General features: G+C 52.2%; 15 protein-coding genes and 2 tRNA genes. 4 read left to right on the forward strand and 13 right to left on the reverse strand.

Annotated elements, in window-relative coordinates; all coding sequences use genetic code 11:
• Positions 1 to 15 precede the first annotated feature (15 nt).
• The 8 genes from rimP to rlmE all read right to left on the reverse strand — a co-directional run bounded on the left by rimP (position 16) and on the right by rlmE (position 6,420).
• Positions 16 to 468 (reverse strand): ribosome maturation factor RimP, encoded by a 453-nt coding sequence (gene rimP / locus VGM55_RS03155; protein ID WP_071844451.1) that lies wholly within the window; start codon positions 466 to 468, stop codon positions 16 to 18.
• 211 nt (positions 469 to 679) lie between these two features.
• A tRNA-Met gene (locus VGM55_RS03160) sits at positions 680 to 756 on the reverse strand.
• Between the two features lie 59 nt (positions 757 to 815).
• Positions 816 to 902, reverse strand: a tRNA-Leu gene (locus tag VGM55_RS03165).
• A gap of 49 nt (positions 903 to 951) precedes the next feature.
• Complete coding sequence (gene secG / locus VGM55_RS03170; protein WP_038478508.1) at positions 952 to 1,284, reverse strand: preprotein translocase subunit SecG; 333 nt, start codon at positions 1,282 to 1,284, stop codon at positions 952 to 954.
• Between the two features lie 235 nt (positions 1,285 to 1,519).
• The gene (gene glmM, locus VGM55_RS03175) at positions 1,520 to 2,857 is read right to left on the reverse strand and encodes a phosphoglucosamine mutase (protein ID WP_154188394.1); all 1,338 of its coding nucleotides are present in this window, start codon (positions 2,855 to 2,857) and stop codon (positions 1,520 to 1,522) included.
• Positions 2,850 to 3,698 carry a dihydropteroate synthase gene (folP, locus tag VGM55_RS03180; protein WP_331634568.1) on the reverse strand — a complete coding sequence of 283 codons (849 nt, stop codon included), beginning with the start codon at positions 3,696 to 3,698 and terminating at the stop codon, positions 2,850 to 2,852. The genes glmM and folP overlap by 8 nt, the downstream gene beginning before the upstream one ends.
• Positions 3,699 to 3,796: 98 nt before the next feature.
• A complete protein-coding gene (gene ftsH, locus VGM55_RS03185) occupies positions 3,797 to 5,734 on the reverse strand; it encodes an ATP-dependent zinc metalloprotease FtsH (protein WP_331634569.1) in 1,938 nt (645 codons plus the stop codon).
• Positions 5,735 to 5,790: 56 nt separating this feature from the next.
• Positions 5,791 to 6,420, reverse strand: a complete 630-nt coding sequence (gene rlmE, locus VGM55_RS03190) for a 23S rRNA (uridine(2552)-2'-O)-methyltransferase RlmE (RefSeq protein WP_154188484.1) — start codon at positions 6,418 to 6,420, stop codon at positions 5,791 to 5,793.
• A 126-nt stretch (positions 6,421 to 6,546) separates the two neighbouring features.
• On the opposite strand from rlmE, the gene yhbY reads away from it, so the two are divergent.
• Complete coding sequence (yhbY, locus tag VGM55_RS03195) at positions 6,547 to 6,840, forward strand: ribosome assembly RNA-binding protein YhbY (RefSeq protein WP_045784735.1); 294 nt, start codon at positions 6,547 to 6,549, stop codon at positions 6,838 to 6,840.
• A 105-nt stretch (positions 6,841 to 6,945) separates the two neighbouring features.
• On the opposite strand, the gene greA is transcribed toward yhbY, so the two are convergent.
• A complete protein-coding gene (gene greA / locus VGM55_RS03200) occupies positions 6,946 to 7,422 on the reverse strand; it encodes a transcription elongation factor GreA (protein WP_039288100.1) in 477 nt (158 codons plus the stop codon).
• 253 nt (positions 7,423 to 7,675) lie between these two features.
• Here greA and dacB point away from each other — a divergent pair, with 253 nt between their 5' ends.
• Genes dacB through pmrB form a run of 3 tightly spaced genes read left to right on the forward strand, consistent with a single transcriptional unit; the run spans position 7,676 to position 10,826 of the window.
• Positions 7,676 to 9,109, forward strand: coding sequence for a serine-type D-Ala-D-Ala carboxypeptidase (gene dacB / locus VGM55_RS03205; RefSeq protein WP_154188391.1), 1,434 nt, complete (start codon positions 7,676 to 7,678; stop codon positions 9,107 to 9,109).
• A gap of 2 nt (positions 9,110 to 9,111) precedes the next feature.
• Positions 9,112 to 9,774, forward strand: a complete 663-nt coding sequence (gene pmrA, locus VGM55_RS03210; protein WP_154188390.1) for a two-component system response regulator PmrA — start codon at positions 9,112 to 9,114, stop codon at positions 9,772 to 9,774.
• Complete coding sequence (gene pmrB, locus VGM55_RS03215) at positions 9,771 to 10,826, forward strand: two-component system sensor histidine kinase PmrB (protein WP_154188389.1); 1,056 nt, start codon at positions 9,771 to 9,773, stop codon at positions 10,824 to 10,826. The genes pmrA and pmrB overlap by 4 nt, the downstream gene beginning before the upstream one ends.
• Positions 10,827 to 10,861: 35 nt before the next feature.
• Here the strand turns inward: pmrB and cgtA are convergent, their stop codons facing one another.
• From cgtA to rplU, 4 genes are all read right to left on the reverse strand, one after another.
• Positions 10,862 to 12,034, reverse strand: coding sequence for an Obg family GTPase CgtA (cgtA, locus tag VGM55_RS03220; protein ID WP_154188388.1), 1,173 nt, complete (start codon positions 12,032 to 12,034; stop codon positions 10,862 to 10,864).
• A gap of 16 nt (positions 12,035 to 12,050) precedes the next feature.
• Positions 12,051 to 13,016, reverse strand: coding sequence for a DMT family transporter (locus VGM55_RS03225; protein ID WP_154188387.1), 966 nt, complete (start codon positions 13,014 to 13,016; stop codon positions 12,051 to 12,053).
• Between the two features lie 90 nt (positions 13,017 to 13,106).
• Positions 13,107 to 13,364 carry a 50S ribosomal protein L27 gene (gene rpmA / locus VGM55_RS03230; RefSeq protein WP_007673187.1) on the reverse strand — a complete coding sequence of 86 codons (258 nt, stop codon included), beginning with the start codon at positions 13,362 to 13,364 and terminating at the stop codon, positions 13,107 to 13,109.
• A 20-nt stretch (positions 13,365 to 13,384) separates the two neighbouring features.
• Positions 13,385 to 13,696, reverse strand: a complete 312-nt coding sequence (gene rplU, locus VGM55_RS03235; protein WP_008454812.1) for a 50S ribosomal protein L21 — start codon at positions 13,694 to 13,696, stop codon at positions 13,385 to 13,387.
• Positions 13,697 to 13,841: the final 145 nt, after the last annotated feature.

The raw sequence follows: 13,841 nt of genomic DNA on the forward strand, positions 1-13,841 counted from the left end.
CCTCAATCCAAACTATTAAAAGTGGGGTACCAGGTTCGCTTTCTGGATGTTGCTCAGCGCGAACACTTCGTCTTTTCCTTCGACCGTTACCGTGATCATCTCACCGTCTACGGCTTTAATAATACCCTGCCATTTGCGACGGTTTTGCACGGCCATACGCAATACAATGCTCACTTCTTCGCCATTAAAGCGAACGTAGTGTTCTGCAGTGAACATCGGGCGATCGAGGCCAGGTGAGGACACTTCCAGGTTATACGCCACAGTGATGGGGTCTTCTACGTCCAGGACCGCACTAACCTGGTGACTGACATCAGCACAATCATCAACATTGATGCCATCTTCACTATCAATATAGATGCGCAGCGTAGACGTGCGACCTCGAACGAATTCGATGCCTACAAGTTCATAGCCCAGTGCTTCGACCGGTGCTGAAATCATCTCTGTTAATTTTTGCTCTAATGTGGACAAGCCCACCCCCAAGACATAAAAAAAGGGCATATAGCCCAGTTATTCTAAAGTCAGATAACAAAAAACCCCGATAAATCGGGGCTTTATATAACTGAACCCTGTATGCCGCAACAGCGGCCCGGACACCGTCCAGGAGAATTTTTTTCTAAATTCTTCGCGAAGGCACCGACTGGTGTTCACAGTATATTTGAAAAACAACTCTCAGGGAAAGTGGTTGCGGGGGCCGGATTTGAACCGACGACCTTCGGGTTATGAGCCCGACGAGCTACCAGGCTGCTCCACCCCGCGTCCGAAAACGTGGCAAATACTACGCCAGTATTGCACTAAATGCAAGAATTGCTAGGATTTGGTACCGAGGACGGGACTTGAACCCGTAAGCCCAATCGGGCACTACCACCTCAAGGTAGCGTGTCTACCAATTCCACCACCTCGGCACTCTTTGAACACGGTAACCTTCATGTTACCGCATTGAAGCTGACAAACTTACTGCGGGATATCGCTGCTCGGCTTGGTAGGTGCCGCTGGCGCAGTCTGCTCAGTTTGTGCTGGCTGACTTAAATTTTCCCACTCGCTTCCTTTGCTGGTTTTATTGGTGCTCAGGTTACCCAGGACAAGGCTCAGGATAAAGAATAACGTTGCGAGCACACCGGTCATACGGGTCATGAAGTTACCAGAACCACTTGAACCGAATAACGTAGCGGAAGCGCCTGCTCCGAAGGAGGCTCCCATATCAGCGCCTTTACCTTGCTGCAGCATAATAAGACCTACAAGGCCTAACGCTACAATAAGGAAAACAACCAAAAGAGCTTCGTACATAATTAACCTGTTCCTTGCGGTATTACCGCACGCCAATTGCTTCAAACCAGTAAAGCGGGCACGTTTGTCATTACCCACTGAAGCGGGTGAGAATACTAACCAAAGCAAGACGGGTGCGCAAGGGCAATTTATTAACAACGCGCTGACTGCGGAAAAAAACAGCAAACAGTCAGTATTTAAACGATTAACAGGCGGCAAACGCCGCCTTTTCAATCAGTTTGCGACAAGGTAAAGCTTAAACCGCCTTCACCGCATCAGCGATACGGTGTGCAAATGCCGTAACCTGCCCTTCATCTTCGCCTTCAACCATAACGCGAATCAGTGGCTCTGTTCCAGATTTGCGCAGCAGCACGCGCCCACGGTTACCAAGGGCTTCTTCAATCTCAGCAGTGACTCGTTTTACTTCTTCATTTTCCAGCGGGTCACCGCTGCCAGCGGTAAAGCGAACATTAACCAAAATTTGTGGGAACAGCTTCATGCCGCTGCACAGATCGTGGAGGCTCATATGGTTACGAACCATCGCGGTGAGGACTTGCAGACCTGCGACAATACCGTCGCCCGTGGTCGTTTGGTCCAGAAGAATGACGTGCCCGGAGTTTTCTGCTCCAATGCGCCAGCCCTTTTCCTGTAGCTTCTCAAGTACATAACGGTCGCCTACTTTAGCGCGAGCAAACGGAATGCCCAGCTGTTTCAGCGCCACTTCCAGCCCCATGTTGCTCATCAGAGTACCGACAGCACCGCCTTTCAGCTGCCCCTGGCGTAACCCTTCGCGGGCAATGATGTAAAGGATCTGGTCGCCATCAACCTTGTGGCCCAGGTTGTCCACCATGATCACACGGTCACCGTCACCGTCAAACGCGATGCCCAGATCGGCCTTTTCAGCCAGCACGCGCTCTTGCAGCATGCGCACGTCCGTCGCACCGCATTTCTCATTAATATTCACCCCATCAGGCTCACAGCCAATAGCGATGACTTTTGCACCCAGCTCACGCAGTACATTTGGGGCGATGTGGTATGTCGCGCCGTTGGCGCAGTCCACGACGATCTTCAGCCCATTGAGGCTTAATTCGTTCGGGAAGGTACCTTTACAGAATTCGATATAGCGCCCTGCTGCATCAACAATGCGGCTGGCTTTACCCAATTCTGCCGAGTCCACACAGGTGATCTCTTTTTCCATCTCCGCTTCAATGGCCTCTTCAACTTCATCCGGCAGTTTGGTGCCGTCAATAGAGAAGAATTTGATGCCGTTGTCGTAGAACGGATTATGGGAGGCAGAGATAACAATTCCGGCTTCTGCCCGGAATGTACGGGTCAAATAGGCAACCGCAGGCGTTGGCATTGGCCCGGTAAAAGAAGCCGACAGCCCGGCTGCGGCAAGACCTGCTTCCAGTGCGGATTCCAGCATGTAGCCGGAGATACGCGTATCTTTACCGATGATGATTTTACGTGACCCGTGACGCGCCAGTACCTTACCCGCAGCCCAGCCTAATTTTAAAACGAAATCAGGCGTGATCGGTGTATCTCCTACGCGACCACGAATACCATCGGTGCCAAAATATTTACGGTTACTCATAACGTTTTTTTTCCTTTGCTGAAAGCGTGGCCTCAACCACGCGCATGGCTTCTACCGTCTCTTTCACGTCATGAACGCGGAGAATATGTGCCCCTTGCATTGCAGCAATCACCGCGCAGGCCAGGCTGCCACTTAGCCGCTGATCGGGCCCAACGTTAAGTAACTGACCCACCATGGACTTGCGGGACATTCCCACCAGTAGCGGCATTCCGTAGTGATGGAATTCCGAAAGCCGGGCCAGTAACTGATAATTGTGGGTGAGATTTTTACCGAAACCAAAGCCCGGGTCGAGCAACAATTTTTCTTTTGAGATTCCGGCCGTTTCACAGCGCGCAATTTGCTCAATAAAAAAGCGATTCACGTCCGTAAAAAGATCCGCGTACTGAGGCGACTGCTGCATATTTTTAGGCTCTCCCTGCATATGCATCAGGCAAACCGGTAGGCCGGTCTCCGCCGCCGCGGCTAATGCCCCTGGCTCTTGTAAAGCGCGAATATCATTGATGAGGTGCGCTCCTACACGTGCCGACTCACGAATGACCTCTGCTTTCGAGGTGTCTACCGAGATCCACACTTCAAAACGCTGAGCCAAAGCCTCCACGACCGGCACAACACGCGACAGCTCTTCATCAACGCTAACCTCTGCCGCCCCCGGGCGCGTAGACTCACCGCCAACATCAATAATGGTCGCGCCGGCGTTTAGCATGGCATTGGCATGTTTCACCGCTTCAATTAATGAGTTGTGCTGGCCACCATCGGAAAAAGAGTCCGGCGTGACGTTTAAAATCCCCATTACGTGAGGATGGGAGAGATCCAGCGTAGAGCCCTGAGCGGTGAGTTTCATCGATATTCCCTGCGTTTGTCTGAAAACATACAAAAACAAAAACCCCGGGACAGGCCCGGGGTTTATAGATTACTGCAAAAACATCTGTCGTGAGCGTCTTATTTGTCGCCCAGCTGTTCTGACATCGTGTTACCCGGATTTGGCGTACGCGGTTCATCAACCGGGCGTGGCGCATTTGGGGTACCGTTGTTATCAGAATTATTGCTGCTCTTGCTCGCATCTTCCCAACCTGCTGGCGGACGCACTTCGCGGCGAGCCATCAGATCGTCAATCTGCGGTGCATCGATGGTTTCATACTTCATCAACGCATCTTTCATGGTATGCAGGATATCCATGTTTTCATTCAGCAGCTGGCGAGCACGAGCATAGTTGCGTTCAATCAGGGATTTCACTTCCTGATCGATGATACGCGCGGTCTCATCAGACATATGCTTCGCTTTCGCAACCGAACGGCCCAGGAATACTTCGCCCTCTTCTTCCGCATACAGCAGCGGACCAAGTTTGTCGGAGAAGCCCCACTGGGTAACCATGTTACGTGCCAGGTTGGTCGCGACTTTAATGTCATTCGACGCCCCGGTAGAAACATGTTCCGGTCCGTAGATAATCTCTTCTGCCAGACGGCCACCGTACAGCGTGGAGATCTGACTTTCCAGTTTCTGACGGCTGGCGCTAATAGCATCGCCTTCAGGCAGGAAGAAGGTGACACCCAGCGCACGGCCGCGAGGAATAATCGTCACTTTATGAACCGGGTCATGCTCCGGCACCAGACGACCGATAATGGCATGGCCAGCTTCGTGATAGGCAGTAGATTCTTTCTGCGCTTCCGTCATCACCATGGAGCGACGTTCTGCCCCCATCATGATTTTGTCTTTCGCTTTCTCGAACTCAACCATCGATACCACACGCTTGTTACCGCGAGCGGCAAACAGCGCGGCTTCGTTCACCAGGTTAGCTAAATCAGCACCGGAGAAGCCTGGCGTACCGCGGGCAATGATTGCCGCATCAATATCCGGCGCGAGAGGAACGCGACGCATATGCACTTTCAGGATCTGCTCACGACCGCGAACGTCCGGCAGACCAACAACAACCTGGCGGTCAAAACGGCCTGGACGCAGCAGCGCTGGGTCAAGTACGTCCGGACGGTTAGTTGCCGCAATGACGATGATACCTTCATTGCCTTCAAAGCCGTCCATTTCAACCAGCATCTGGTTCAGGGTTTGCTCACGTTCATCGTGACCACCACCCAAACCGGCGCCACGCTGACGGCCTACGGCATCGATTTCATCGATAAAGATAATGCAAGGTGCAGCCTTCTTGGCCTGTTCGAACATATCACGCACGCGAGATGCGCCCACGCCGACGAACATTTCAACGAAGTCAGAACCGGAAATAGTGAAGAAGGGTACTTTCGCTTCGCCTGCAATGGCTTTCGCCAGCAGCGTCTTACCGGTACCAGGAGGGCCAACCATCAGCACGCCTTTCGGGATTTTACCGCCCAGCTTCTGGAAGCGGCTCGGCTCACGCAGGTATTCAACCAGCTCACCCACCTCTTCTTTCGCTTCGTCACAGCCTGCAACGTCGGCAAAAGTGGTTTTGATTTGGTCTTCCGTTAGCATGCGCGCCTTACTCTTACCGAACGACATGGCACCTTTGCCACCGCCGCCCTGCATTTGACGCATAAAGAAGATCCAGACCCCAATCAGCAGCAGCATTGGGAACCAGGAAATGAAGATAGAAGCCAGCAGGCTCGGCTCTTCAGGCGGTTCACCCACAACTTTCACATTCTTGGTAATCAGACTATCAAGCAGCTTGGGATCATTAACGGGGATGTAAGTCGTGTATCGGTTACTATCTTTCTTGGTAACGTTGATTTCACGTCCGTTGATGCGCGCTTCGCGAACCTGGTCCTGATTAACTTCAGACAGGAAAGTGGAGTAATCCACCCTACGGCCATTTGACTCGCTGGGCCCAAAGCTCTGGAATACTGACATCAGCACAACGGCAATGACCAGCCAGAGTATTAGGTTTTTCGCCATGTCACTCAAGGGATTAACCTCATATTACAACTGTGTTAACAAACAGCGTCAGGGTACTATAGTTTGCGCCCGGTCGCTACAATGTACACTTCGCGTGAGCGGGCACGAGAAGAGTCCGGTTTACGAACTTTAACCGTCGTAAACAGGGAGCGAATTTCCCGCAGGTATTCATCGAAACCTTCGCCCTGAAACACTTTCACTACAAAACTACCGCCCGGCGCCAGCACGTCCCGGCACATTTCAAGTGCCAGTTCCACCAGATACATAGCGCGCGGAATATCGACTGCCGGTGTCCCGCTCATGTTTGGTGCCATATCTGACATGACAACCTGAACTTTACTGTCACCAACACGTTCCAGCAGGGCCTTGACGACTAATTCATCACGAAAATCGCCCTGAAGGAAGTCCACACCAACGATAGGATCCATTGGTAAAAGATCGCAAGCGATGATTCGCCCCTGATTCCCGATTTGTGTCACGACATACTGTGACCACCCGCCGGGTGCAGCACCAAGATCAACAATAGTCATTCCTGGCCTAAAAAGTTTGTCACTTTGCTGTATTTCATCAAGTTTAAACCAGGCACGGGACCGCAACCCCTTTTTCTGTGCCTGTTGAACATATTTATCGCTAAAGTGTTCCTGCAGCCAGCGGCTGGAGCTGGCAGAACGCTTTTTACCTGTCATCTCAATTTCCAACTTTGTTCATCGTGAATAGCAGGCTAACTAACAATCAGCACAGCCGATTTGGCGATACACTGGAGATGGCGGTAGAATGAACCGTTTTCAATCCCAACGTAAGCAAATAATACGATGAATCTGAGTACTAAACAAAAACAGCACCTGAAAGGTCTGGCCCATCCGCTCAAGCCGGTCGTTCTGCTTGGCAATAATGGTTTGACCGAAGGGGTACTGGCCGAGATTGAACAAGCGCTTGAGCACCATGAGTTAATCAAGGTGAAGATCGCAACTGAAGATCGCGAAACGAAAACCTTAATTGTGGATGCTATCGTGCGGGAAACCGGCGCCTGTAACGTACAGGTCATCGGTAAAACGCTGGTGCTCTATCGCCCTTCTAAAGAGCGGAAGATCTCTCTGCCGAAGTAAGCAGAGGTGTGCAAAATGCCACGCTATGTTCGTTGATAAAAGGCCGCTATGCGGCCTTTTTCTTTTCTTTACAATACGCCAACCCTTGAGTCAGCGTAGTAAAAATCACAAATATTCTACTTTCAGGATTTCGAACTCGACATCGCCGCCCGGGGTACGAATCACGACAACATCATCGCATTCTTTGCCCACCAGACCGCGTGCAATCGGCGAATTTACAGAAATAAGATTCTTTTTAAAATCAGCCTCATCATCGCCAACAATGCGGTAAGTAAGCTCTTCGTCGTTATCCAGATTCAATACCGTTACGGTGGTACCAAAAATCACGCGGCCGTTATTTGGCATTCTTGTGACGTCGATCACCTGAGCGTTAGACAGCTTTGCTTCAATATCCTGAATGCGACCTTCGCAAAAGCCCTGCTGCTCACGCGCAGCGTGATACTCAGCATTTTCTTTAAGATCGCCATGTTCGCGAGCTTCGGCGATTGCAGCAATAATTTCCGGACGGCGAACGGACTTCAGAAAATCCAGTTCTTCGCGTAATTGTTCAGCGCCACGTAAGGTCATCGGAATAGGTTGCATTTGTTATACCTCTTAAAATCAGTCCTCTGCAGCAGGGCAAAACGCCGCGCTGGCTTAAGAGCATGGCCGGGCTACGTGATGTACCACCGGCAACAAATAAAAGAAAACCGACCCGGGGTGATAACTCCAGGTCAGTAACAGTTTTCAAATTGACCGGTATTTTACCCTGGAGTTCCCTGAGGGTCATCGTTTACTTTGCACCGCGATGCACCGTAGTATGGCGGTCACGTTTCCAGGCCGTTACCGCGAGATTATGCGATTTTTGAGATTTGTCATTGGGTTGACCGCTGCCGTAGCCATCAATGTCCAGGCTGCCAATGTTGAAGATTATACCTCCCAGTTGCCTGACGGGGCGAACCTGGCGCTGATAGTACAAAAAGTGGGTGCCACAAGCCCATTCATTGATTATCACAGCCAGCAGATGGCGCTTCCTGCCAGCACCCAAAAAGTGATTACGGCGCTGGCAGCGCTGCTCCAGCTAGGCCCTGATTTCCGCTTTACCACGACGCTAGAGAGCCATGCACAAGTCGATAATGGCGTGCTTGACGGCGATCTTATTGCACGATTTGGTGGCGATCCTACGCTTAAACGCCAGGATATTCGTAATATGGTCGCGGAATTAAAAAAGGCCGGCGTACAGCAAATTAAAGGCAATGTGCTGGTCGATACGTCTATCTTTGCCAGCCATGATAAAGCACCCGGCTGGCCCTGGAACGATCTTACCCAGTGCTTTAGCGCGCCACCTGCCGCCGCTATCGTTGACCGCAACTGCTTCTCAATTTCCTTGTATAGCGCACCGAAAGCCGACGATCTGGCTTACATCCGCATTGCATCCTATTACCCGGTGGTGATGTTTAGCCAGGTGAGAACGCTGGCAAAAGGCTCTGCGGACGCCCAATACTGTGAACTGGATGTTGTGCCGGGTGATTTGAATCGCTATACGCTGACCGGATGCCTGACGCAGCGTGCTGACCCTCTGCCGTTAGCGTTTGCCATTCAGGATGGTGCGAGCTACGCGGGGGCTATCATCAAAGATGAATTAAAGCAGGCTGGCATCAGCTTCAGCGGGACATTGCTACGCCAAACTCAGCCAAATGCGCCGGGCACGGTGATTGCCAGCAAGCAATCAGCACCGCTGCACGATCTGCTTAAGATCATGCTGAAAAAATCCGACAACATGATTGCCGACACCGTGTTCCGTACCATCGGGCATAACATGTACGGCGTGCCCGGGACCTGGCGTGCTGGCGCTGATGCAGTACGCCAAATTCTGCGGCAAAAAGCCGGTGTCGATTTAGGTAATAGCCTCGTCGTCGATGGTTCAGGCCTGTCACGCCATAACCTGATTTCGCCAGCCACCATGATGCAAGTGCTGCAATACATCGCTCAGAACGATAATCAGCTAAACTTTATCTCCATGCTGCCGCTCGCGGGTTATGACGGCTCTCTGCAATACCGTGCAGGTCTGCATCAGGCGGGGGTTGACGGTAAAGTGTCAGCGAAAACGGGCTCCCTTCAGGGGGTGTATAACCTGGCAGGCTTCATTACCACAGCGAGTGGGCAACGTATGGCCTTTGTACAATACCTTTCTGGCTATGCCGTAGAACCGGCCGACCAGCGTAATCGTCGAATCCCGCTCGTGCGCTTTGAAAGCCGGCTTTACAAGGATATTTACCAAAATAACTAGCTATGAAACTGCTTATTGTTGAAGACGATTTACTGCTACAGGATGGTCTGGCGCTCGCACTGGGTGGTGAAGGTTATGCGTTAGACTGTGCGGCCACGGCCGCCCAGGCCGACGCCCTACTGCAAAGCGGCGAGTACAGCCTGATAATCCTCGACCTTGGCTTGCCTGATAAAGACGGCGCTACGCTGCTGAGCCAGTGGCGCCGCCGTGGGGTAAAAAACCCGGTTCTTATCCTGACGGCCCGTGACGCGCTCGAGGATCGGGTGAAAGGCCTGGACTCAGGTGCCGATGATTATCTGGTCAAACCTTTCGCCCTTGCGGAGCTCCAGGCACGTGCTCGCGCGCTGATTCGTCGCTATCAGGGGCACAGCGACAACCTGCTGCAGGAAGACGATTTAACGCTTAATCTGCAAACTCAGCAGGTCCTGCTTGCAAACCAGGCCGTAGAAATTACGCCCAAAGAATTTGCCTTGCTCACCCGATTAATGATGCGTATTGGCCAGACCGTTCATCGCGAAACGCTGCAGCAGGATATTTACAGCTGGCAGGATGACCCAGGCTCCAATACCCTTGAAGTACATATTCATAACCTTCGTCGCAAATTAGGGAAAGACAGAATCAAAACCGTGCGCGGCGTCGGCTATCGCCTGGAAAATCGTTCATGAACAGTATGCGCCGGCGCCTGATGATCCTGCTGGCGCTTATCCTCCTTTTTTTCCAGCTGATTAGCGTCGTCTGGCTCTGGCATGAAAGCCGTGAGCAAATCGGGTTTCTGGTGAGCGAAACGCTCTCCGCTAAAGCCAGGAACCAGCAGGTAGAAAAAGAGATCCGCGAAGCCATTGCCTCTTTGCTCGTTCCTTCTCTGGTGATGGTTGCCTTTACGCTATTTTTCTCCTTCTGGGCAATCACCTGGATCACTCGCCCACTGAACCAGCTGCGCTCGAGCCTTGCAAATCGTTCTGCCGATAACCTCACGCCTCTGCCCATGTTTTCCGACATGGATGAAATGGTGGCCGTGACAAACTCACTTAATCAGCTACTCGGGCGTCTCGATCACACCATCCAGCAGGAGCGACTGTTCACTGCAGACGCAGCACACGAATTGAGAACACCGCTTGCGGGCCTCAGATTACATCTCGAATTAATGGCAAATAATGGGATAGAACAGGCTCCCATGTTGCTGAGCAGAATCGATCTGCTGATGCACACCATTGAACAGCTATTGATGCTCTCCCGGGCAGGGCAGGCGTTGGCAAGCGGGCACTACAATACGCTGACCTGGAGCCGCGATATCATTGCGCCACTGAAGATGGAAATGGAAGAGCTTGTCCTACCGCGCGGGCAAACGCTTTTCTGGCCCGCAGAGTCATCCCTGACGGTACAAGGTGATGCCGTTCTGCTGCGCTTGATGCTGCGTAACCTGCTGGAAAATGCCTCTCGCTATAGTCCGGAAAAGGGCACTATTCACGTAGCATTGAAGGAAAAGGAGGGGGGAACCCTGCTGACCGTTGCTGATAGTGGCCCCGGCATCAAGGCGGAGTATCTCCAGCAGATGACCGAACCTTTCAGACGTATGGATCAGCGCTACGGTGGAAGCGGGCTGGGCCTTAACATTGTGCTGCGCATTGTTCAGTTACACCATGGCCGCCTTGATCTGGATAATCGCGCTGAAGGTGGCCTGTTGGCTGGCTGCTGGCTACCAAATAGCATTCAATAAAAAAGGCCGGAGTATCCGGCCTTTTCTGTCGAGAATTACTTCTGGTAGATAATTTCAACGCCTTCGTCGTCTTCATCGTCCCAGTCGTCATCCCAGTCTTCTTCCGCTTCAGCTTCCATTTCATCGAGCTGCTGACGATGGTAGTCGTCCCACATAAACTCAACTTTTTCCGGCTGCTTAGCTACATCGGCGGCGGCGATCGGGTTCTCGATGATAAAGGTCATCACGTCCCAACACAGGTCTTTCACGCCCATCTGGCTCGCGGCAGAGATCAGATAGTATTTATCTTCCCAGCCGAGCGCTTCGGCAATCGCCTTCGCCTTCTCTTCGGCCTGTGCTTTGTCCATCAGGTCAATTTTGTTAAATACAAGCCAGCGAGGTTTAGACGCCAGGCTTTCACTGTATTTTTCTAGTTCGCCAACAATAATTCGGGCGTTTTCAACCGGATCGGAACCATCGATAGGCTCGATATCAATGAGATGCAGCAGTACACGGCAGCGCTCAAGGTGCTTCAGGAAGCGGATACCAAGGCCCGCACCGTCGGCAGCACCCTCGATCAGCCCGGGGATATCGGCAACGACAAAGCTCTTTTCGTTATCCATACGAACAACGCCCAGGCTTGGGACCAGGGTGGTAAACGGATAGTCGGCGACTTTTGGCTTCGCCGCGGATACCGCACGGATAAAGGTCGATTTACCGGCATTCGGCATACCCAGCATACCGACATCGGCAAGCAACATCAGCTCCAGCTGCAGATCGCGTTTCTCCCCCGGTGTCCCCATCGTTTTCTGACGTGGAGTACGGTTCACCGAGGATTTAAAGCGAGTATTACCCAGACCATGCCAGCCGCCCTTCGCCACCATCAGCTTCTGACCGTGCTGCGTCATATCGCCCATGGTTTCGCCGGTGCCCTGATCGATAACACGAGTACCGACGGGTACCTTCACGGTCACGTCGTGGCCGCGTTTACCGGTACAGTCACGACTTTGACCATTCTGACCGCGTTCAGCGCGGAAAGCCTTTTCAAAACGATAATCGATGAGCGTATTCAGGTTCTCGTCGGCTTCAAGCCATACGTCGCCGCCGTCACCGCCGTCACCGCCGTCCGGGCCGCCTCTCGGGATATATTTTTCACGGCGGAAGCTAACGCAGCCGTTACCGCCATCCCCTGCTACGACCAGGATCGTTGCTTCATCAACAAACTTCATCTTACTTCTCCGTAAATCATTCGCCCGAACGTTGCACCGGTGTGGCCGTTTCGGTTTTATGCCAGCGCCCCCAAAGGCGGTGGCCAATCGCAGAATACATAGCACCAGCCACAACCACCAGTGCACCGATGTAACCCACAAGGTTAAGCATCGGTATGGCGAAATACTCGGGCCAGGCCTGAGACAGCAGGTCTGAGAACAGCAGCGTAAACAGCGGGGTTAGCGTAATAAGGGCGCTAACCTGGGAGGCCTGCCAGCGCGCCATCGCCTCAGCAAGCGCGCCGTATCCTACCAGCGTATTCAGACCGCAAAACACCAGACACGTCAGTTGCCAGCTACTGAGCTGGAAAATAACGCCCGGCTTTGCCAGCGGCAAAAGCGCAACAGTACATAAAGTGTACAGCAAAAAAAGGATCTGTTGTGAAGCCAGCCGACGTAATAACACCTTCTGCGCCACACCATAACTGACCCAAACCGTTGCCGCCAGCACGCCAAAGATTACGCCAAGAGTGTAATCCGTCAGGCGGGTAAAAATTTCTATGAGGCTGGTGTTGAAGAACATCACCAGCCCGCATAAGAGCATAATGGCACCGATAATCTGTGTGCCACGCATCTTCTCTTTCAGCACCACCACGCTCGCCACCATCATTCCCACGGGGGAGAGCTGGCCAATGACCTGAGACGCGGTAGGACTTAAATACTGCAGGGAGGAGCTAAAGAGCAGAAAGTTGCCAAATAACCCACCGGTGGCAATCGCTAACAGCCCCAGCCATCGAGGCTTACGGAACAGGGTGAGCGGCGGAAGTTTACCCTGAATAGCGAGAATAATGCCGAGGCCAATACTGGCCATCAGGAACCGATAAAAGACCACCGTCGGCGGCGCCATCACCGGAAGCACCTGCTTCATCGCGATCGGTAACGCTCCCCAGCACATTGCCGTAGTAAGCGCTAAAAGAATGCCGATTCCCGCCTGCTGCCCCATCCCCATTCCCTGTATTAATTTACCAGGCGTACAATGTAAAAAGCCCCGCAACACGTTGCGGGGCTTTCATCCGTTACCGGACCGAAAAACTTACTCAGCAACGATGCTGATGTATTTACGATTGTTCGGGCCTTTAACTTCGAATTTTACTTTACCGTCTGCTTTAGCAAACAGGGTGTGGTCACGACCACAACCTACATTGTTGCCAGCGTGGAATTTAGTACCACGTTGACGAACGATGATGCTACCAGCCAGTACAGTTTCACCACCAAAGCGTTTTACACCCAGGCGTTTTGCTTCAGAATCGCGACCGTTACGAGTTGAGCCGCCAGCCTTTTTATGTGCCATTTAAATCTACTCCTCAGGTCTTAGGCGCTGATGCCAGTAATTTTCACATCGGTGAACCACTGACGGTGGCCCGCTTGCTTACGATAGTGTTTACGGCGACGGAACTTAACGATTTTAACTTTCTCGCCACGACCGTGAGCAACAACTTCAGCCTTGATAACGCCACCATCAACGAAAGGAACGCCGATTTTGACTTCTTCACCGTTTGCGATCATCAGAACTTCAGCGAACTCAACAGTTTCGCCAGTTGCGATGTCCAGCTTTTCCAGGCGAACGGTCTGACCTTCGCTTACTCGGTGTTGTTTACCACCACTTTGGAAAACCGCGTACATATAAAACTCCGCTTTCCGCGCTTGCCTTTCATTGGATTCAGGTAGCGCTATAAATATTCACAATAGGGCGCGAATATTACGCAAATCGTGAGGCTTTGACAAGCCCGATCGTCATTTACCGTAGAAAAAAAACGCAACAGCACAC

Source organism: Cedecea sp. (genome assembly GCF_036500665.1).
In the GTDB taxonomy this organism is placed as follows: domain Bacteria; phylum Pseudomonadota; class Gammaproteobacteria; order Enterobacterales; family Enterobacteriaceae; genus Cedecea.

What these genes read in the sequence shown, in the direction of transcription:
- ftsH (WP_331634569.1), bottom strand. Translation starts at nt 5,734, where the DNA reads ATGGCGAAAAACCTAATACTCTGGCTGGTCATTGCCGTTGTGCTGATG.
- pmrA (WP_154188390.1), top strand. Translation starts at nt 9,112, where the DNA reads ATGAAACTGCTTATTGTTGAAGACGATTTACTGCTACAGGATGGTCTG.
- greA (WP_039288100.1), bottom strand. Translation starts at nt 7,422, where the DNA reads ATGCAACCTATTCCGATGACCTTACGTGGCGCTGAACAATTACGCGAA.
- pmrB (WP_154188389.1), top strand. Translation starts at nt 9,771, where the DNA reads ATGAACAGTATGCGCCGGCGCCTGATGATCCTGCTGGCGCTTATCCTC.
- VGM55_RS03225 (WP_154188387.1), bottom strand. Translation starts at nt 13,016, where the DNA reads ATGGGGCAGCAGGCGGGAATCGGCATTCTTTTAGCGCTTACTACGGCA.
- dacB (WP_154188391.1), top strand. Translation starts at nt 7,676, where the DNA reads ATGCGATTTTTGAGATTTGTCATTGGGTTGACCGCTGCCGTAGCCATC.
- folP (WP_331634568.1), bottom strand. Translation starts at nt 3,698, where the DNA reads ATGAAACTCACCGCTCAGGGCTCTACGCTGGATCTCTCCCATCCTCAC.
- rpmA (WP_007673187.1), bottom strand. Translation starts at nt 13,364, where the DNA reads ATGGCACATAAAAAGGCTGGCGGCTCAACTCGTAACGGTCGCGATTCT.
- secG (WP_038478508.1), bottom strand. Translation starts at nt 1,284, where the DNA reads ATGTACGAAGCTCTTTTGGTTGTTTTCCTTATTGTAGCGTTAGGCCTT.
- yhbY (WP_045784735.1), top strand. Translation starts at nt 6,547, where the DNA reads ATGAATCTGAGTACTAAACAAAAACAGCACCTGAAAGGTCTGGCCCAT.
- cgtA (WP_154188388.1), bottom strand. Translation starts at nt 12,034, where the DNA reads ATGAAGTTTGTTGATGAAGCAACGATCCTGGTCGTAGCAGGGGATGGC.
- glmM (WP_154188394.1), bottom strand. Translation starts at nt 2,857, where the DNA reads ATGAGTAACCGTAAATATTTTGGCACCGATGGTATTCGTGGTCGCGTA.
- rplU (WP_008454812.1), bottom strand. Translation starts at nt 13,696, where the DNA reads ATGTACGCGGTTTTCCAAAGTGGTGGTAAACAACACCGAGTAAGCGAA.
- rlmE (WP_154188484.1), bottom strand. Translation starts at nt 6,420, where the DNA reads ATGACAGGTAAAAAGCGTTCTGCCAGCTCCAGCCGCTGGCTGCAGGAA.